The sequence below is a fragment of the Methylobacterium tardum genome, from assembly GCF_023546765.1.
In the GTDB taxonomy this organism is placed as follows: Bacteria; Pseudomonadota; Alphaproteobacteria; order Rhizobiales; family Beijerinckiaceae; genus Methylobacterium; species Methylobacterium tardum.
This window is the reverse complement of sequence record NZ_CP097484.1, coordinates 5,525,789-5,544,585: the sequence shown is the minus strand read 5'-3', so window position 1 is coordinate 5,544,585 and position 18,797 is coordinate 5,525,789. Positions and strand designations below refer to the sequence as shown.

At 70.9% G+C, this 18,797-nt stretch carries 16 protein-coding genes, 2 tRNA genes and 3 pseudogenes; 12 read left to right on the top strand and 9 right to left on the bottom strand.

What is annotated here, in order from left to right; translation table 11 throughout:
• Positions 1-27: 27 nt before the first annotated feature.
• The gene (gene chpT, locus M6G65_RS26445) at positions 28-738 is read right to left on the bottom strand and encodes a histidine phosphotransferase ChpT (protein WP_238198729.1); all 711 of its coding nucleotides are present in this window, start codon (positions 736-738) and stop codon (positions 28-30) included.
• Between the two features lie 406 nt (positions 739-1,144).
• Here chpT and M6G65_RS26440 point away from each other — a divergent pair.
• Positions 1,145-4,086: pseudogene (locus tag M6G65_RS26440) on the top strand (bifunctional [glutamine synthetase] adenylyltransferase/[glutamine synthetase]-adenylyl-L-tyrosine phosphorylase).
• A gap of 74 nt (positions 4,087-4,160) precedes the next feature.
• A pseudogene (locus tag M6G65_RS26435) lies at positions 4,161-5,041 on the top strand (3'(2'),5'-bisphosphate nucleotidase CysQ family protein).
• Here M6G65_RS26435 and M6G65_RS26430 read toward each other — a convergent pair.
• Positions 5,022-5,498: a YHS domain-containing (seleno)protein gene (locus M6G65_RS26430; protein ID WP_238198732.1), complete on the bottom strand. Its 477-nt coding sequence runs from the start codon at positions 5,496-5,498 to the stop codon at positions 5,022-5,024. The pseudogene M6G65_RS26435 and the gene M6G65_RS26430 overlap by 20 nt on opposite strands.
• A gap of 210 nt (positions 5,499-5,708) precedes the next feature.
• Between M6G65_RS26430 and M6G65_RS26425 the strand changes: the two genes are divergently transcribed.
• The 10 genes and pseudogenes from M6G65_RS26425 (at position 5,709) to M6G65_RS26385 (ending at position 13,058) form a co-directional block, all read left to right on the top strand.
• Complete coding sequence (locus M6G65_RS26425; protein WP_238198733.1) at positions 5,709-6,329, top strand: DUF1134 domain-containing protein; 621 nt, start codon at positions 5,709-5,711, stop codon at positions 6,327-6,329.
• A 107-nt stretch (positions 6,330-6,436) separates the two neighbouring features.
• Complete coding sequence (locus tag M6G65_RS26420; protein ID WP_238198734.1) at positions 6,437-7,153, top strand: hypothetical protein; 717 nt, start codon at positions 6,437-6,439, stop codon at positions 7,151-7,153.
• A 145-nt stretch (positions 7,154-7,298) separates the two neighbouring features.
• Positions 7,299-7,601: a 3',5'-cyclic-nucleotide phosphodiesterase gene (locus M6G65_RS26415; protein WP_192709608.1), complete on the top strand. Its 303-nt coding sequence runs from the start codon at positions 7,299-7,301 to the stop codon at positions 7,599-7,601.
• A 114-nt stretch (positions 7,602-7,715) separates the two neighbouring features.
• Positions 7,716-8,069 carry an LPS translocon maturation chaperone LptM gene (gene lptM / locus M6G65_RS26410; protein ID WP_238198735.1) on the top strand — a complete coding sequence of 118 codons (354 nt, stop codon included), beginning with the start codon at positions 7,716-7,718 and terminating at the stop codon, positions 8,067-8,069.
• Between the two features lie 148 nt (positions 8,070-8,217).
• Positions 8,218-9,486 carry a diaminopimelate decarboxylase gene (gene lysA, locus M6G65_RS26405; RefSeq protein WP_238198736.1) on the top strand — a complete coding sequence of 423 codons (1,269 nt, stop codon included), beginning with the start codon at positions 8,218-8,220 and terminating at the stop codon, positions 9,484-9,486.
• Positions 9,483-10,343, top strand: a complete 861-nt coding sequence (locus M6G65_RS26400; protein WP_238198737.1) for a glycosyltransferase family 2 protein — start codon at positions 9,483-9,485, stop codon at positions 10,341-10,343. Before lysA ends, M6G65_RS26400 begins: the two co-directional genes overlap by 4 nt.
• Before the next feature lie 12 nt (positions 10,344-10,355).
• Positions 10,356-10,447 (top strand) — tRNA-Ser (locus M6G65_RS26395).
• A gap of 85 nt (positions 10,448-10,532) precedes the next feature.
• Positions 10,533-10,640: pseudogene (locus M6G65_RS34105) on the top strand (hypothetical protein); the annotation flags it as partial.
• Positions 10,641-10,931: 291 nt separating this feature from the next.
• Positions 10,932-11,636 carry a site-specific integrase gene (locus tag M6G65_RS26390; RefSeq protein ID WP_238198738.1) on the top strand — a complete coding sequence of 235 codons (705 nt, stop codon included), beginning with the start codon at positions 10,932-10,934 and terminating at the stop codon, positions 11,634-11,636.
• A 414-nt stretch (positions 11,637-12,050) separates the two neighbouring features.
• Positions 12,051-13,058, top strand: coding sequence for a sensor histidine kinase (locus tag M6G65_RS26385; protein WP_238198739.1), 1,008 nt, complete (start codon positions 12,051-12,053; stop codon positions 13,056-13,058).
• A 41-nt stretch (positions 13,059-13,099) separates the two neighbouring features.
• On the opposite strand, the gene M6G65_RS26380 is transcribed toward M6G65_RS26385, so the two are convergent.
• From M6G65_RS26380 to M6G65_RS26350, 7 genes are all read right to left on the bottom strand, one after another.
• The gene (locus M6G65_RS26380; protein ID WP_192709620.1) at positions 13,100-13,474 is read right to left on the bottom strand and encodes a hypothetical protein; all 375 of its coding nucleotides are present in this window, start codon (positions 13,472-13,474) and stop codon (positions 13,100-13,102) included.
• A 140-nt stretch (positions 13,475-13,614) separates the two neighbouring features.
• The gene (locus tag M6G65_RS26375; protein WP_238198740.1) at positions 13,615-13,947 is read right to left on the bottom strand and encodes a hypothetical protein; all 333 of its coding nucleotides are present in this window, start codon (positions 13,945-13,947) and stop codon (positions 13,615-13,617) included.
• Between the two features lie 236 nt (positions 13,948-14,183).
• On the bottom strand, positions 14,184-16,016 hold the full coding sequence (locus tag M6G65_RS26370; RefSeq protein WP_250103083.1) for a GSCFA domain-containing protein: 1,833 nt from the start codon (positions 16,014-16,016) through the stop codon (positions 14,184-14,186).
• Between the two features lie 493 nt (positions 16,017-16,509).
• Complete coding sequence (locus tag M6G65_RS26365) at positions 16,510-16,875, bottom strand: response regulator (protein WP_058194980.1); 366 nt, start codon at positions 16,873-16,875, stop codon at positions 16,510-16,512.
• Between the two features lie 169 nt (positions 16,876-17,044).
• Entirely contained in the window at positions 17,045-17,611 is a 567-nt protein-coding gene (gene hpt / locus M6G65_RS26360) for a hypoxanthine phosphoribosyltransferase (RefSeq protein WP_192709623.1), read from the bottom strand.
• Positions 17,612-17,758: 147 nt separating this feature from the next.
• Positions 17,759-18,082 carry a hypothetical protein gene (locus M6G65_RS26355; protein WP_238198743.1) on the bottom strand — a complete coding sequence of 108 codons (324 nt, stop codon included), beginning with the start codon at positions 18,080-18,082 and terminating at the stop codon, positions 17,759-17,761.
• A gap of 365 nt (positions 18,083-18,447) precedes the next feature.
• Positions 18,448-18,524: transfer RNA gene (locus tag M6G65_RS26350), tRNA-His, on the bottom strand.
• Positions 18,525-18,797 lie beyond the last annotated feature (273 nt).

Sequence of the window (18,797 nt, the reverse complement as noted above, 5' to 3'; positions counted from 1 at the left end):
GGCCCCGCGCCGATGTTTTTCAGGTCTTCACGCGAGCGCCGTGTCGGAAGCCTCGCCCTCAGCAGCATCGGGCGCGTCAATCACTGTGGGTTCGGCGGTGATCGTCACTTCGTCATCCTGGATGGCGAAGCGAACAGCCATGCCGGCGGCCCGCGCCACGAGGCCGGCATAGAACGGCAGGATGCCGTGGGCGTCGACCGTCCCGCTCTCGGGGCTGCCCGCCATGAGTTCCTCGACGTGCGGGGGAATGCGGGCATGCGAGCCCTTGGCCTTGAACACGAAGGTCGGCGCCTCGCCGTCGCCGGAGACGGCCACGTCGATCACGCCGCCGCGCGGGATCGCCGAGGTCGCGATCATCACGAGGTTCAGGAGCAGCTTGACCTTGTTCTTCGGGAACAGGGCCTGCGGCGCGCTCCAGGTCAGCTTGGTCTTGTCGTCGGAGAACATGCCCTTGGCGACGCTCTCGGCATCGGCGAGATCGATCGAGGCGCCGGCGGACCCGGCCGCCCCGAAGGCGATCCGGGCGAATTTCAGCCGCGCCGAGGCCTGCCGGGCGCTCTTGCCGATCAGCTCCAGCGCGAAGGTGCGCATCGATTCGTCCTGGTCGTCCTCCAGGACCTCCAGCCCGTTCACGATCGCGCCGACGGGGCTGATCACGTCGTGGCAGACGCGGGAGCAGAGCAGAGCCGCGAGGTCGAGGCCGTCGAGGGTCAGGGTGGGCGAGTTCGGGGAGGACATGGCGCGCTCCGGGCGGGCGGATCTGGAATTCGGACGTCTGCGGGCCGGAACCCCGAACGGGATATCCGGTACTCGGCCGCCCGATGCGGCGATCGCGTCGCCCGAAGGGAGCCCGCACGGCCTGCAGGTCGAACCGGGGGCGACGACCGGTCCGCACGGATAGACGCCACGGCCGCCTTTGAAAAGCGTTACCGGGTGGGACGATGGGACGGGCCGGCCCCGGATTCAGGGGCCGCGCCGCGGCCGTGACGGCCGCACCGGACAGGCTCGGGGCAGATCGGGTACGATGCCCGATCCGTCGGGCCAGGGAGGATGCGCCATGAGACGTGAGACCGGCATCCGGAACAGAGCGATCACGGCCCCGCCGCGTCCGCTCCGCCGCGGCCTCGATCGCCGCTGAGCCCCCATGCCGCCCGCCAGCTTGCCGCCCGCCCCCACCCTGCGCGAGAGCCTGAGCCCCCGCCTCCGCGTCGCCGATTCGGAGGCCACGCACGCCCGGCTCGCCGAGATCGCGCCGGCCTTTCCGGCCGGCTTCCTGACACCGCCCTGCCGCGACCTGCTGCTCGGGATCGCCGATCATTCGCCGTTTCTCTGGCGTGCGATCACGCGCGCCCCGGACCGCCTCGTCGCCCTGTTGGAGCAGCCGCCGGACGCGGCCAGCCGGCGGATCATCGCGCAGCAGCGCGCGGTCGGGGGCGACTGCGGCACCAATCCGGACCTCGCCGCGGTGAGCCGCCGGATCCGCGAGAACCGGGAGGCGCACGCCCTTCTGGTTGCCCTGGCCGATCTCGGCGGCGCCTGGGACCTCGCGGCGGTGACCCAGGCCCTGTCCGACTTCGCCGACGCGTCGGTGAGCGCCGCGACCGAGGCGCTGCTCCGGCAGGGCATGGCGGCCGGGCGCTTCCGGCCGCCGGACCCGGCGGCGCCGCAGGACGGGTCGGGGCTGATCGTCCTGGGCCTCGGCAAGCTGGGCGGCGGCGAGCTGAACTACTCGAGCGACATCGATCTCGTGGTCTTCTACGAGGCCGAGCCCGCCGCGGCCGCGGCCGGCGGTGACCCCAAGGCGTTCTTCGTCAAGCTCGCGCAGGGCCGGTGAAGCTCCTCGCAGACCGGACCGTTGACGGCTACGTCCACCGAATCGACTACCGGCTGCGGCCGGATCCGGGCTCCACTGCGGTGGCGCTCTCCACCGTCTTCGCCTTCGACTACTACCAGACGCTCGGCCAGAACTGGGAGCGCGCCGCCTTCATCAAGGCCCGGCCGATCGCCGGCGACATCCCGGCCGGCGAGGCCTTCCTGGCCGAGCTCGCGCCGTTCATCTGGCGGCGGCATTTCGACTTCCCGGCCATCGCCGAGATCCACGCCCTGAAGCGGCAGATCCACATGGTCCGCGGCCACGAGACCATCGCGGTCGCCGGCCACGACATCAAGATCGGCCGCGGCGGCATCCGGGAGATCGAGTTCTTCGTCCAGACGCAGCAGCTCGTCTTCGGCGGCCGCAAGCCGGCCCTGCGCGGTCGCGGCACCGTCGCGATGCTCAGCCGTCTCGTCGCGGAAGGCTGGATCGACGGCAAGGCCCGGGACGAGCTGAGTGCCGCCTACGACTTCCTGCGCACCCTGGAGCACCGGATCCAGATGGTCCGGGACGAGCAGACCCAGCGCCTGCCCACCGGGGCCGAGGCGCTGACCGCCCTCGCCCTGTTCTCGGGCTTCCCCGATCTGCCGGCCTTCGAGGCCGCGCTGCTCCACCATGCCGGCCGGGTGCAGGCCCATTACGCCCTGCTGTTCGAGGCGGAGGCGGACGCGGACGACACGCTGGTCTTCGGCGAGACCGAGCCGGAGCCCGCCACCCTGGCCCGGCTCGGCGCCTTCGGCTTCCGCGACCCGCAGCGCGCCTGGGAGACCGTGCAGGGCTGGCATCTCGGGCGCCGCCCGGCGCTGCGAACCGGCCGCGCGCGGGAGATCCTCGCCGAGATGCTCCCGGCCCTGCTGCGGGCGCTCGGCGGCACCGCCGACCCGGACGCGGCGCTGCTCGCCCTCGACCGGGCCTTCGCGCGGATGCCGGCGGTCGCCGAGCTGCTCGCGATCCTGCGCTCGCACGAGCGGCTGCGGCTGCTGTTCGCCGACATCCTCGGCACGGCGCCGCGCCTTGCCGACACGGTGGGCTTGAGCCCGCACGTCCTCGATACCGTGCTCGACGCGGATTTCGTGGTGCCGGCCACCGATCCCGAGACGGTCCGGACCCAGTATCGGGCCCTGGTCGGACAGCCGGCGAGCCACGAGGAATTCCTCGACCGCTGCCGGGACGCCACGCGCCAGATGGTCTTCGTCACGGGCGCGCGCCTCCTCTCCGGCATCCTCACCCCGCGCCAGGCCGGGGAGGCCTACACGGCGATCGCCGAGACCACGGTGGCGCTGAGCCTGGAGGCGGAGGAACGCCGCTTCGGTCTCGATCACGGCGCGGTGCCGCGGGGGCGGTGCTGCGTCCTCGCCCTCGGCCGGCTCGGATCGCGGCAGCTCAGTGCCGAATCCGACCTCGACCTCGTGTTCCTCTACGATTTCGATCCGGAGAACCGCACAAGCGACGGCCGGCGGCCCCTCGACGCCGTGGTGGCCTACAACCGTCTGGCGCAGCGCCTGTTCGCGGCGCTCACCACCGCCACCCGGCGCGGCCGCCTCTACGCGGTCGACCTGCGGCTGCGGCCCTACGGCAGCCATAGCCCCCCGGCCGTCCAGCTCTCCGGCTTCGCCGCCTACCATCGGGACGAGGCCGAGCCCTGGGAGCACATGGCGCTCGCCCGCGCCCGGGTCGTAGCGGGCGACGCGGATCTGGGCGCGGCGGTCACGGCGGAGATCGCCCGGATCCTGGGGAAACCGCGCGATCCCGCCAAGGTCTGTGCCGAGGCGGGCGCGATGCGGGCCCTGGTCGCCCGCGAGCGCGGCCATGCCGGTCCCTTCGACCTGAAGCTCGCGCCGGGCGCCCTGTTCGACCTCGATTTCCTGGCCCAGTCCATCGTTCTGAGCCACGCGGGCGACTGGCCGGGCTGCCTCGGCCTCGGCGCGGAGGATCTGTTCCGCGGCGCCGCGGCGCGCGGCCTTCTGCCGGCGGCGACCGCCGAGCCCCTCGCCGAGACCTACGGCTTCCTCGACGCGGTCTATCAATGGCAGCGGCTCGTGATGGCGGATCCCGCCGCGGAACCGTCCGAGACCGCGTCCTGGCAGATCGCCAAGGCCGTGGGCCTGCCGGACGCGCGCAGCCTCGCGGCCGAGCTGCGCCGCCATCGGCGCCGGAGCCAGGCCCTGCTCGCGCGGATCCGGCGCTCGGTGCGGGGGCCGCGCGGTGTCTAGGGCGGGCGTCCCGCTCCGGAAGCCGTCGACATTGCCGGCCCGCTCGGGCATTCAGAGCGGTCTTGGGAGGAACCATGACGGGCGCGGCGACGATTTCGGGGCCTGAGCGCGAGCGGATTGCCGCTACGCTCGCCGAGATCGCCTGCGCGGCGGGCGAGATCCTGCGCCGCTATCACCGGGGCCCCTGCCCCCATGCCCTGAAGCCCGACGGCTCCCCGTCGAGCGCCGCCGATGTTGAGGCCGAGGATCTGATCGTCGCCGCCCTCGCCGGGCGGTTCCCCGGCATCGCGGTGGTCGCGGAGGAGCGCGCGCAGAGCGGCGCGCCCGCGGGGCGGCTGGCCGAAACCTTCTTCCTGGTCGATCCCCTGGACGGCACCCGCGACTTCCTCGCCGGGACGCCGGATTACTCCGTCAACATCGCCCTGGTGGCGGGCGAGCGCCCCGTGGCGGCCGCCCTCGCGGCACCGGGCCTCGGCCGGGTCTGGTGGGCGGGCCCGCGGACCCTCGAGGCGCCGGTGGTCGACGGGCGGCCGGGCGCGGCGCGGCCCGTCCACGCGCGCCCGGTCCCGGAGGCCGGCCTGCTCGCCCTGGGCAGCCGCCGCCACGGCGATGCCGCCACGGACCTGTGCCTCGCGGCGCTCCCCGTTCTGGAGACGCGCGGGTCGGCTCCGCCGTCAAGTTCGGCCTGATCGCCGCCGGCGAGGCGGACATCTACGTGCGCTGCGGCCCGACCATGGAGTGGGACACCGCCGCGGGCGATCACATCGTCGCGGCCGCCGGCGGCTGCGTGGTGGTGCCGGGCGGCGGCCCGATCCGCTACGGGCGGCAGGGTCCCGACCACCGCAACGGTCCGTTCGCGGCGCTCGGCGACCCGAGCCTGGCGCCCCGGCTCGCCCTTCCCGCCTGCGCGACCGGCCCGTCCGCGATCCCGCAGCTCAACGCGGCGCATCCCTAGGCGGCGCATCTCTAGGCGGGACGTCCTGCAGGCCGCGCAAGGCCGGCCAGGCCGCCTCTGCCTGCCGGGCGAGGTCGGGATTCGCCAGGAAGCGACCCCGGCGCTCGGCATCGCGGAACAGGTAGAGGCGCTCGCCGATCACCGCGAAGACCAGGGGATCGGCCTCCACGAGCCGGCCCTCCAGGATTCCGGCGGCGTCGAAGCCTCCGAGCCGCGGGGCATAGGCCGCAGGCTCGTCCCGGAAGGCCTCGCGGTTGGCGCCGCTGGCAAAGCGCCAGACCTGCCCGCCCCAGGCCAACTCGAACCGCGCCGTCCCGGCGAGCGGGCCGCCCTCCAGAAAGTAGCTGACCGGGTCGAAGCCGTTGAGGGTCAGCAGCTCGATCCGCGTCCCGGTGGGCTCGGCCCGTCCCGGCGCGGGGACGGCCAAGGCGGCGATCAGCGCGATCGTGCGGGCCAACCCCGCCTGCGCGGCGCGCCGGGTGCGGGGTCAGGACGCGTTAACCACATCTTGCGAATTCCCTCAGAAGCTGGTCCGAGTCATCCACCCGGGCCCCGGCGGGACCGAGCCCGGCCGGATGACAGCCCCGGGCCGCTGTCGGCGCGCCGGGGCAGGAGCGGCACAGGTCCATCGCACGAACCGTTAATCGAACCGGGCGAGGAGACAACGATGACGGCACGAGACGATCGCGGCACCGACCGCCGCCACCTGCTGCGCACGGGCCTCGCCCTGGCGCTTGGCACCCCGCTCGCCGGCCTCGGCAGCGCGGGCGCGGCCCTGGCGGCCGCCGGGGATCTGGACACGCCCGAGACCTTCCGGCCCGGCGAGGTTGTGGAATCCGGCCACCGCTTCTTCGGCAGCGTGTCGCGCGGGCTCGCGCTCACGGTCGAGGAGGCGGGCCGGCGCTGGGGCGAGCCGAACGGCTACATCCTCGGCCAGGAGGGCGGCGGCGCGGTCGTGGCCGGCGTCCGCTACGGCGAGGGCACGCTCTACACCCGCAATGCCGGCCAGCGGCGGATCTACTGGCAGGGCCCGTCGCTCGGCTTCGACGTCGGCGGCGACGGCGCGCGCACCATGATGCTGGTCTACAACCTGCCGAACGTCCGCGAGCTGTATCGCCGCTTCGCCGGCGTCGACGGCTCGGCCTATCTGGTCGGCGGCTTCGGCATGACCGCGGTGGTGGCCGACCGGATCATCGTGGTGCCGATCCGCAGCGGCGTCGGCGCGCGCCTCGGCATCAATGTCGGCTATCTGAAGTTCACCCGCGAACCGACCTGGAACCCGTTCTGAGGGTTCGGCAGGAGGGATCGGCAGACCCGGATTTCACCCTTGCGGCCGACCTGGGCTAGACTGAGGACGGGCCGGGTCTTCCGGCCGGATACGCGGGCTGTTCCCTCGTGATCGAAACGGTAATGATCTTCGCGCTGGGTTTCCTGGCGGCGAGCCTGTGCGGCCTCCTGCTGCTGCCGGCCCTCAACGCGCGCGCCGCGCGGCTGGAGCGGCGGCGTGCGGAGGCACGCCTGCCCCTGTCGCCGGCCGAGATCGCCGCCGAGCGCGATTTCCTGCGCGCGCAGTTCGCCGTGCAGCAGCGCCGCCTGGAGCGCCGGGTCGAGACCGTGGAGGCGAAGCGCCAGGCCGACATGGCGGCGATCGGCGCGGGGACCATGCGGGTCGCGGCCCTCGCCCGGGACGTCGCGGCGCGCGACGCCGAGATCGCCCAGGCTCAGGCCAAGACCCGGGAACTCGAGACCGAACTGGCCGTGGCGCGCGAGGACGGGACCGCGAGCCTGGCGACGCTTCAGGCCCTGGAAGACGCCCATGCCGACCTGCTCGACAGCCTGCTGGCGCTGCGGCACCGCGCGACCCCGGCGGCCGATCAGGATGCCGGGGCACTGGCCGCCGAGCGCGACGACCTGCGCGCGAGCCTGAAGGCGGCCGAGGAGGCCCTGGCCCTGACGGTGGCCGACCGGCAGGGCGAACCGCACGCCGGGATCGAGCGCGAGAACGCCGATCTGCGCCGGCGCATCATCGAGGTCGCCGACGCCCTCGCCGGCCCGGGCCCGATGCCGCGGACCGCCTATCCGGTCCCGCAGCCGCAACCCGAACGGGTCTGACCGGGTTCGCATCCGGGCGCCGGGCTTCGCCACGCGGTCCGGCCCGAAAACCTGTGCGGTTGGCCTTGTTTCGACCACGCAAAGGCCCCATCGCAACCCGGACTTGTCCCACGACCTTTCTTCTCAACAGATGGTACGGATACCCATGCGCCTGAAGCCGATCATCCTCGCCGTCACGGCGGCCTGTGCCCTGACGCTGCCGGCGGCGGCGCAGCAGTCGAAGCGGGGCAATGAGACCCTGAAGAAGTACTGCACTGGCGATTATCTCACCTATTGCGGCAATCTGGCGCCTGATGATCCGGCGACCGATGCCTGCTTCCAAAAGAACTGGAAGAAGCTCAGCGAGAACTGCCGTCGCGCGATCGACGCCTACGAGGCCGAGCATGAGCAGAGCGCACCGGCCAAGGGGCGGCAGGGCTCGCAGGGCGGCCGGGAGCGTCGGGGCTGAGCATCGGACCCGGCCTGTAGCGGCGCCGCGCTCGCGCTGGAGCGCGGCAACGGCTAAGGTAGCGCTCCCGCCGGCCTCCGCGTGCCGGCGCCGAGACCGCCGGACCTGCGCGCGATGCTGTCGAATTCCGTCCTGAAGCTCCTCGCCGCGTCCGGTCTCGTGGCCCTGGCGGTCTCCGCCTGCGGCCGGCGCGGGGCCCTCGAGCCGCCCCAGACCTCTGCGCCCGCCGCGCCGGCCTCCGCGCAGGCGGGCTCGGACGCGGTGAGCGGGCGCCGGACCCTGCCGGTCTCGGTCGGCCTCGGCGGCGGCGCGCCCGAACCGGACCCGGCCTCGGTGCGCGCGGGCGACGAGCTGTCCCTCGCGGCGGTGCCGCCGGGTGGGACCGAAGCGCCGGTGGAGACCAGCCGCGGCGCGCGGCGGGGCTACCGCGTCCCGAAGGAGCCTTTCATTCTGGATCCGCTGCTGTAGACGGCGGGGGCCGGAGCGCCGCTCCGCGTCGTTGTCGTGCCGCGCCGATCCGGTGACCCCATCGTCGGAGCGCGTCCGCCTCGTCCCGCGGCCGGGTGTTTCACGGGAAACAGCCTCCGCTCCGGCGCGCAGACGAGACACGGCCGAGATGCACCATTTCCACTACCGCGACGGGCGCCTGCACGCCGAGGATGTCGACCTGACAACCCTCGCCGCCGAGGTCGGCACGCCGTTCTACTGCTACAGCACCGCCACCCTGGAGCGGCACTACCGCGTGTTCGCGGAGGCGTTCGCGGGAGACGATGCGCTCGTCTGCTTCGCCATGAAGGCGAACTCGAACCAAGCCGTGCTGCGCACGCTCGCGGCGCGGGGCGCCGGGATGGACATCGTCTCGGGCGGCGAGCTGCACCGGGCGCTGGCCGCCGGGGTGGATCCGGGCAAGATCGTGTTCTCCGGCGTCGGCAAGACCCGCGCCGAGATGGAGGCGGCGCTCAAGGCCGGGATCTACTGCTTCAACGTCGAGAGCGAGCCGGAACTCGCGCTCCTCTCGGAGACCGCGGTGGCGCTCGGCCTGAAGGCGCCGATCTCGATCCGGGTGAATCCCGACGTCGATGCCGGCACCCATGCCAAGATCTCCACCGGCAAGTACGAGAACAAGTTCGGCATCCCGATCACCCGGGCCCTGGCCGTCTACGCGGCGGCGGCGGCGCTGCCGGGCATCGCCGTGCACGGGGTCGACATGCATATCGGCAGCCAGATCACCGATCTGGCCCCGTTCGCCGACGCGGCGCGTCTGCTCGCCGGCCTCGCCCGGGAGCTGATGGCGGCGGGCCATCCCCTGAGCCACATCGATTTCGGCGGCGGCCTCGGGATCCCCTACCGCGACGACAACGCCCCGCCGCCGGACCCGGCCGCGCTGGCCGCGACCCTGCGGCCCCATTTCGCCCCGCTCGGCCTGCGGCCGGTCTTCGAGATCGGCCGGATGATCGTCGGCAATGCCGGGATCCTGGTCACCCGGGTGCTCTACGTGAAGCACAGCGAGGGCCGCACCTTCGTGATCGTCGACGCGGCGATGAACGACCTGATCCGCCCCACCCTGTACGAGGCCTATCACGGCCTGCGGCCCGTCCTCGAGCCGCGGCCCGACACCCCGCGCCTCGTCGCCGACGTGGTCGGCCCGGTCTGCGAGAGCGGCGACTATCTCGCCCTCAACCGCGAGATGCCGGAGGTGAAGGCCGGCGACCTGATCGCCGTGATGAGCGCCGGCGCCTACGGGGCGGTCCAGTCCTGCACCTACAACACCCGGCCGCTGGTGCCGGAGGTGCTGGTCCGGGCCGATCGTGCGGCGGTCGTGCGTCCGCGCGTCGAGGTCGAGGCGCTCGTCGCCCTCGACCGCGTGCCGGACTGGCTGGCGTGAGCGGGCATCCTGTGGGCGCCTCCCCGGCCGGGCCGGCGGCGGATCCGGCCGGCCGCCTGCCGCTGTCGGTCTTCATCATCGCCCGGAACGAGGCGGACCGGCTGGGTGCGACGATCCGGGCGGTGCGCGATCTGGCCGACGACATCGTGGTGGTTGATTCGGGCTCCACCGACGGCACGCAGGCGCTCGCGGCCGCGCTCGGCGCGCGGGTGATCCACAATCCCTGGCCGGGCTACGGTCCGCAGAAGCGCTTCGCCGAGGCGCAGTGCCGGCATGACTGGCTCCTGAACCTCGACGCCGACGAGGTGGTGCCGGGTAATCTCGCCCGGGAGATCCGCGCCCTGTTCGCGGCGGGCGAACCGCGCCGGCCGGCGTGGCGGATCGCGATCGCCGAGATCTTCCCCGGCGAGGGCCGCCCCCACCCGCTCGCCTACACGCTGACCCCGGTGCGGCTCTACCGCCGGGACCGGGGTCGCTACTCGGCCTCGCCGGTCCACGACCGCGTGGTACTTGAGCCCGGGGTGACGCCCGGCCGGCTCAAGGGTGTGATCCACCACTTCTCGGTGCGCTCGCTGGGCGACCAGCTGGACAAGCTCAACCGCTACTCGGATCAGCAGGCCGACGACCTGGAGGCCCGGGGCGTGGTGATCCCGACCTGGCGCGTCTTCGTCGAGTTGCCGGGCAACTTCCTCAAGGCCTATCTCGGCCGCCGCCACATCGTGCGCGGCACCTACGGCTTCCTCACCGCCATGAACTACGCCATCTCGCGGCATCTGCGCGTCGCCAAGCACGTCGAGCGTCGCCGTTTGGCCGCGACCCGCCGGGATCGGGTTGACCCGCTCGATCCGACCTTCTAGAGCCAGGGCGCCGGAGACGTGGCCGAGCGGCTGAAGGCACTCGTTTGCTAAATGAGCATACCCAGAAATGGGTATCGAGGGTTCGAATCCCTCCGTCTCCGCCATTTAGCCCTAAGGCGTTGTAGAAAAAGGGTTTTCTCGCTTCGTCCGACCGGCTTTGGTGACACAGTGTCACCGTAGCCTTAGGGGATGAGGCCAGCGGTGCGGCGCGCCGACCACCTGCAATGCCGCCGTGGGCGCTGGTCCGTGCGTCCTAGGGTGCCCGCCCACCTCGTCGCTACGGTTGGACAGACCTATCGCGTTCGATCTCTCGACACGAGCAGCGAGGCTGTTGCACGAGAGCGACGCTGGATCGCCCTGGCACTGCTCTGGGGGATCGGCGCGCAGACCGTTTCGGACGGTTGGGAGCCCGCCTGGGCGGCTGCTCTGACCGGTTCAGGACGGTCCCGTGACGATGCTACGCGAGAGTGCCCGGACCCTACTCCTCATCCTCCTCTCGAGAGGCGACCTCGAAAGGGTAGCCAGGATCACGCTGCCCCAAGGGGCTCATCGCGCCAGACCACGATCCTCACGACGATGGAGCGTTGGTTGAAGGAGATTGAGGGCTTCCAGACAAAGCAGTCGCGGATGCAACACGCCCTTGCCGTTCGGGAGTTCGCCCAAACTCAGCCGCCAAACTGTCCCGTCCGCAGGGTGGATCGACGGGCAGCAGGAGAGTTCGTCAGCGGAGTGCTCCTGCGGAGTGGAACTTCCCAGGCCACGGTCAACCGAAAGATCGCCTCGCTCTCTTCCATGTGGCAGTGGCTCACCAAGCGTGGTTACGTCAGCGACAACCCATGGCAGGGCCAGGGTAGCTTCGCGACTGGCGCAAAGAGGGAACCAGCGAAGCGCGCCTACACCGCTGATGAGCTTACCGTATTGCTCGCGGCCGACCCGGCCGCGATCATGGGCCAACGGTACGGAACGGTGCTGTTCGACCTCATGAGGATCGGCTTGCTGACTGGCTGCCGCATCAGCAAGCTTTGCCAGCTACGGGTTTCCGATGTGATCGTCGGAGAGCGGGCGTTCCGCATCTCCAATGGGAAAACGGAGAATGCCCGACGCATCGTGCCAGTTCATGCGCTGGCTTGGCCGATCATGCAGCGTCGATTGACAAGCTCACCTGATGGCTGGGGTTTTTTCCGGACTGACACCCGCAGGACCAGACGGGAAGCGAAGCTGGATCGTGGTGAAGCGATTTGCGACCTTCCGCCAGAAGGTGCTTGGACCGAGCAAGCAGGTCGATTTTCATAGCTTCAGACGGTGCTTCGCGACCTATCTCGAACGGGCCTCTACCCACACCACAGCAGTCAACAGTAGCGTTATCGCTGAGCTTATGGGGCATGCTAAGCCGCCGCTCGCCCTTGCCGTCTACTCGTCAGGGCTCGTGCCGGAGCAACTCCGCGCTGCCATTGACGCACTTGATCGCGTGCTCGAACCTCAAGTAATCAATCATCTCGTGGCCAAACCCTGACGCTTGGTGCCCGTTCACAAAGCCGATGACGGGGAGGCGGCCCTTGCTCGCCGGAGCGGGCGCGTGTCAGCAGGGACGAGGCCGCCTGATAGGCTCTGGATATGAAGCTCGCGCACACCTGTCGTTGGGCGCTCCGCTATCAAACCGCCGCCATGCAGCTATAAGGACGTGAACAGCCGCAGGTCACCGGCCTCATGAACCTGACACTCCTGCCCGCTGATGGCGCGTCAGGGCCTCAACTTCACGACTTGGCAGAACTCGTGGTCGAGAACGCGGCCGACGCCATCTTCGTGATGGATACGGAAGGCCGCACGCTCTTTGCCAACGCCGCCGCCGAGCGCACGTTCGGCTGGCTCAAACACGAACTCGTCAGGCACGCTCTGCACGACATGGTGCATCACCGCTATCCGGACGGTCGGCCCTTTCCGATGGCCGAGTGCCCGCTCGGGCACGTCTTCAGTTCGCGCACGCGGTTGGAGAAGCACGAAGAGGTCTTCTTCCATCGCAACGGCGACCCGATCCATGCCGCCTGCTCGAATGCGCCCATCCTCCGCGACGGGCAGATGATCGGGGCTGTGCTAATCGCCGTCGATATAACCGAGCGCAAGCGCATCGAGGAGCATCAGCGTGTGCTCCTCAACGAGTTGAACCACCGCGTGAAGAACACGCTCGCGACGGTGCAGTCCATCGTCGCGCATTCGCTGCGCGGCACCACCACGAGTTCGGAGGCACGCTCAGCCATCGAGCATCGGCTGATAGCGCTGTCCCGCGCCCATGATGTGCTGACGCGCGAGTTCTGGGGCGGAGCCGACCTGTCCGACATCGTGGCAGAGGCGTTCGAGCCCTCTGCGGCGGACGGCCATCGTTTTCAGCGCCATGGCCCTCCGATCAGGCTCCCGCCCGGCGCAGCCCTCGCGGTTGCCATGGCGCTCCACGAACTCTGTACGAACGCCATCAAGTACGGCGCGCGGTCCAACGACACGGGAACAGTCCATCTGACGTGGTGGACTGGCGGAGCGGACGGAACACGCCTTTACCTACGCTGGGAGGAGCGGGGTGGCCCATCGGTAGTCCCACCCTCCAGGCGCGGCTTCGGCACTCGTCTGATCGAGCGTACACTCGCGCAAGACCTGCAAGGTACGGTCAGTCTGGAGTTCGCCCCGTCAGGGGTGGTCTGCACCCTCACATCACCTCTCAGCTAAAATCGTCCCTGTACCTGGCCCGGGTGATCAGGACGGCGCGTTCAGTGGCCGGAGCCGCGCATCAGGCTCTTGATGCGCTGGTCGGCCAAGTCGATCCGGGCGGCGATGCCCCGCCGGATGCACTTGTCGAGGGAATCCCCTGCGTAGAACCCGGTTGTCCGATCCTGATGCCGGCAGGCCTGGACCGGCGGCCAGGAGACCACGCCGGCCACGACCAGGAGCACGACCAGACCATCGACGACGAGCCAGCCCTTCCAGCCGAGCCGGACGCCGCGGCCCCGTCCGGGGGCGCCGCTCCGGTGCGCACGCCGCCCACCGCGATCAGGCCCGACCCGCGCCATACGGGCGCGGAACTGCGCCTCCTCGACGGCGTCGGGCGTGTTGCCGGAGGCGGGGGTGAGGGAGCGGCTGGACATGGCGGGCTCGCGGAACGGGGGTGCTGAGGCGGATCGGGTCGGGGGGCAGCGGCGGGCGCGAAGGTCCCTCACGCGCCATCCGTCGGACTGTCGCGGTCAGGGGAAGGCCTCCGGATGCCCCGGCCTCCTGCGAGGCGCTGTCAGTCGATCAGGCGCTTCAGGAACGCGAAATTGTCCTGCATCGAGAGGACGCTGCCGAGCAATTCGCTGCGCGCGCAGGCGCCCGCCCCGACGAGCCCGAGCCAGCCTGCGGCGGGACGCCCGCTGCAATCGGCCAGACTGCCGTAGAGGAAGAACGCCACCGGCAGCGCCAGGGTCGCGAACTTCAGGAGCGCACCGAGCCTGCTGAAGACCCCCTTCCGCGCGGGCCGCGGCCCGTCCCGGCCCGCGGTCCAGTCCGGCTCCGAGGCATCCCACTCGTACCGGTCCGGGTGGAGCGGCGGCGCATCAATCTCCCGGTCCCGGCGGTACATGGCGTGACTGTGCTCGGCCTGATCTGATCAGACAAAGACTGCCACGCTTTCATGAAGTCCCGCCTAAGGGGAATGTTTAAGTTCGCCTGAATACAGCCGGCTCAAACGCGCGGGCCGGAGCCGAACGCGCCGGCAGGGACGCCCGATCCCGCCCGCTGCGTCGCGCGTGCCGCATCGGCCCATCAAGCCCAGTCCCGGGAGCGCCGACCGCGTCGCCGGCCCGCGATCGGAGCCTCTCAGCGCCCCGTGTCCAGAGCTTCCTCGTCGCAGAGGATCTTCGACGCGCGCGCGAACTCGGCCCGCAGCGCCGCGTCCTGACGCGCCGCCGGCCGGTCGACGGTCCGCAGGTAATGCCGCTCGAAGACCCGCATCACGTGGGCGACGCCGCTCTCCGCGACCGAGCGCAGATCGGCCTCGAAATAGGCGCCGCCGTTGTGCCAGCTGGTGATGATCTCGTAGGAGGGGAAGTAATCGACCGCCGCGTGGTCCCGACAGATCTCGTCTACGGCTGCCCGCAAGGCGGACTTGCTGTAGGTCGTGGCTTGCAGCACGTGCCGGTCCTCATACGTGGCGACGAGCGGCACCGGCGAGACCGTCAGCAGGATCTTGAGGTCCGGATTGTGCTGGCGGACGAGGCCGATGAACTCGGCCAGATCCGCCCGCACCTCCGCCACGCTCATGTTCACGAACCGATACCGGGACGGGTCCGGCGGCAGCGCGACCACCCCGGGGGCGACCGGGAAGACCGCGCCGTCGACGGTCGACTCCCAGATCTCCGTGAGTCCCACGGTGAAGATGAACAGGTGGCTTTCCTCGAACATCCGCCGCACGGCGGCGAGGTGAGGCGGCAGGGCCTGCGACACCGCCTGCTCCGACGCGTACCCGTCGGGCTCGATCTGCGGCCGGAACGGGTCGGCGAAGCGGCCGTCGGGCCGGGTCCAGGCGACGTCCTGGGGCTGGAACAGCCCGTAGCAGCGACGGGCGAGCTGCAGCAATTGCCGGGCGCTGTAGATGTTGCCGAACCGGGCGGTGAACAGGTCGGAGCCGCCCGGACCGGGTTCCGTGACGTGATAGTTGAATCCGCGATCGATCAGCGTGCGCGCGATATGCTGCGCGAAACAGCTGCCGGCGGTGGCGATCCGGTCGGCGGGGGTGAGCTGGAATCCGGGCTTCGTCACCGGATCGAGATCCGCCGACGCAACGCCCGCCACGGCCCGCCGCCAGAAATGATGATCCGGCAGCTTCGCGTAGGGATTGGCGCTGCGCCGGGGCGTGGGACGCGCCAGGTCTTCCAGGTCGCGGTAGCGGTCCGCCTGCTCGGTCAGCCGCGCGACCTGGATCGCGGCGCGATCATGCGCCGCGTACAGGGCGAAGGCGCCGCTCACGAACCCTTCGAGGTCGAGGATGCGGCCGGGCGTGCCCGGCGCCTTGAAGTCGTAGCTGCCCGGGAGGCCGAGGCGGTCCGCCACATGCGGGTAGACCGGCCAGACCGGACCGGACAGGAGCGGATCGGCCAGGAACCGCTCGACATGGCGCACCGAGACGGACAGGTCGGTCGGTGCGAGCACCGCCTCCGCGATGCGCCCAAGGGCGGCGAGCGTCGGGTGGTTGACGGCATGGCAGAACGGGGCGAGCCGCTTCAGATCGCCCAGCAGCGCCTCGCCGTCGAGCCCGGCCCGCGCGAAATCCTCGGCGAGATAGGCATCCGCGCTCGTGGCGTGGTCGAAATAGCCGAGCCGGTCGAACACCTCCTCGCGGAACAGGTTGATCGTCTGCCCGATCGTCAGGCCGCGCAGCCACCCGTAGAGGACCAGCGCCGAATTATACTCGTGAAGGGGGCTCGCGAGTGGGCCGTCACCCGCCCGCGCATAGACCAGATCGGGGTGAAACCCCGAGTGGTAGAAGGTCGGCCAGAGCCGCAGGCGCTCGGCCTGCCGCGCGGGGATGATCTCCCGGTTGTCGGCGAGCGCGGCGAATTCGGTCTGGAGCAGGACTAGGTCGCTCGCGGCGACGGTCTCGGTGCTCATGACCCCGAGATGGACACCGTGGATCTCGGCGTCCGGCAGCATCGTGCGCAGACACAGGGCCAGGACCGGCGCCGGCAGTTGCCCATGACGGTGATGCGCGTGACGCGCGGGTCGGGCGGCCCGGCATATTGCACGCGTCCCTCGCGACGCCCGTGAAGCTCGAAATGGAGGCGCGCCGACATCCCCGCCGCTCGCACGTCGGGATTGGCCGCGAGATAGCCTTCCGTGTTGAAGGTCTCTTCGGTGGGGACTTCGAGTCGCGTGTCTGAGGTCATGGTCAGGCCATCAAGAGTCCCACGGACCGCGCCTGTCCCGGCCGGAGCCGATGGGCGGGCGGGCGCCGCATCGGTGCGCCGTCGCTGGGCGGACCATATCCCAAAGCCGCCGCGCCGCGAGGTGCCGAGGACGACGAGCGGACGCGCCCTCCGTGCAGACGTCCTTCCCTCCTGCGGCGCCCGAGGGGATCAGCCCTGCGGCGCACCGACGGCCGTCCCGCGCGGAGCGGCCCGCCGCGCCGGTCCGGAGGCCCGGCCGTTCAGGCGGCGAGCGCCCGCCTCACCGTGGCGCGCAGGTCCGCGAGGGAGAACGGCTTCGTCAGCACGTCGGTGACGATGGCGTCGAGCCCCCGCGCCCGCTCGCGCTGGTCGGCGAAGCCGGTCATCAGCAGGATGGTCAGCTCCGGGAAGTCGCGCTTGGCGGCGAGCGCCAGGGCGATGCCGTCCATGAGCGGCATGCGGATGTCGGTGAGCATCAGGTCGAAGCCGCCATCGGCCTCGTTGAGCCGGTCGAGCCCGTCGCTGCCGTCATTGGCGGTCACGACGGCGTGCCCGTCGATCTCGAGCCCCCGCTTCAGGAAGCCCCGGACGGTCTCTTCGTCATCCACCAGAAGGATGCGCGCCATGTGGTCCCGCAAACGTCCCCGATCCCGCGAGCGTCCCGCCGCGATGACGCCTAGCTCTTGAGGAGACGACAGACGCCGACGGATCCGCCGCCTGTCAAGACGTTGCGTTCCGAAACGGCCGCCGCCGCGCGCGGAGAGGCCAAAATGTCGCGCCCTGTTGCGAGCCGGCTCACGGGTCGAACAGGTCGGGATCCGCGCTGCCGTAATCGACCACGCCCACGAAGGGCAGCTGCCGGAAGGCGTGGGCCGCGTCCATGCCGTAGCCGACGACGAACACGTCGGGGCAGGTGAAGCCGACGAAATCCGCATCGATCGTCACCGCGCGCTTGCCCGGCTTTTCGAGGAGCACCGCGGTGAGCACCCGCCGCGCGCCGCGCGCCATGAGCAGATCCTTGGCGAAGACGACGGTCCGGCCGGATTCCAGGATGTCGTCGACGAGCAGGACGTCCCGCCCGCGGACCTCGCTCTGCACGTCGCGCAGGATCTCGACCTGCCCGGTGGAGACCGTCCCGGTGCGATAGCTCGACAGGTGCACGAACTCGACCTGCGGCGCGAGCCCGACCCGGTGCAGGGCCCGGAGCAGGTCGGCGGCGAACATGAAGCTGCCCTTGAGCACCGCCACGACGAGGAGGTTCTCCGGCCGCGCGGCCAGGATCTCCTCAGCCAGCTCGTCGTTGCGCTTGGCGATCGCCGCCTCGTCGAACAGGATTCGAACGCGCCGTTCAGGGATGGTCATCTCACGTGTCCCGGAAAGCCCGGCCGCGGGGCGGGACCCGCCGCCGCGATCGGCACCGGTCTTAGCGCCCCCGGCGCGCCGGGGAAACTCCGGATCCACGAGATGGGCGGCCGTGTCACCGGCCGGGCGACGCCGTCCCCGGAGGCGTCAGGCCTCGGCCGCCGGCCGGAACGGGCGCAGCAGCCGGATCAGCCGGCCGGTGCGCGGCGCCGGCCGGTCGTCCGCGTCCGTCACATCCGGACCGGCTTCCGGATCCGCGCCGTCGGCCGGCTCGACGTGACGGACCTGTTCCAGGACATCCGTCACGATGCCGGGAATCGGGCGCTCGTGCTCTTCGAGAAGGAGCGACGCGGTCCACAGCCGGCCGGCATGCGCCAGCGGAAGCGTTCCGCGCGTCAGGCGCTCCATCAGCATCCGGTCGGCCAGAGAGGCCGCCAGCGCGCTGACGATCTCAAGTTGATCCTGCTGCATCCTACTATCCATATCGGTCTTCACCCATATGAAAATAGTCAATCCCCGCGGGGTCATCACATTAAGCGGCCAAATTAGGCGATTCTATAACATACGCGCAAATTCAACTGCGGGCTGCCGGCCGCGGGAGCGCGCGGGCCATTGCCTTCTTCCGGAGCCCGCACGAGCGAAAATGGCGCGTCGCGCCGTGCGCATGCTCGGGCGCGATCATTACAGGATCGGAGAAGCGTCTCGCGCACGCTCCGGGTCCGTGGATCGAACCCGATGCCGCGATCGGCCGGTTCCGCGGGAGCGCCAGATCCGGGCCCGTTCAAGCAAAAGGGGTCGGCGATCCGCCAACCCCTTGCGCTGTCGAGCTGAATGGATGGTACCACCGCCCCGGCTCGAACGGGGGACCCCCAGATCCACAATCTGGTGCTCTAACCAACTGAGCTACGGCGGCACTGGCGGGCGGTGTATCGTGGCCCGCGGCAGTTTTCAAGGCATCCGCGCGCAGGGATGTGGGGCCGGTGGACACAGGGCCGATTCGGCGCCCGGGCCCTGCGCGGGATGCCGCGACCGCGACGTCGCGCCGTGCCGACGCGGGCGACCGGATGGCCGGCATGGCCCGGCGGCTCTGCCCCGCACCAGGGTCCGGAGCCGCGCTCCGCCGGGGCGGGTGCGTTTGCAACGTGGACGGCCGGGGCTCTAACTGCGACCGGAAGGCCGACGCGTC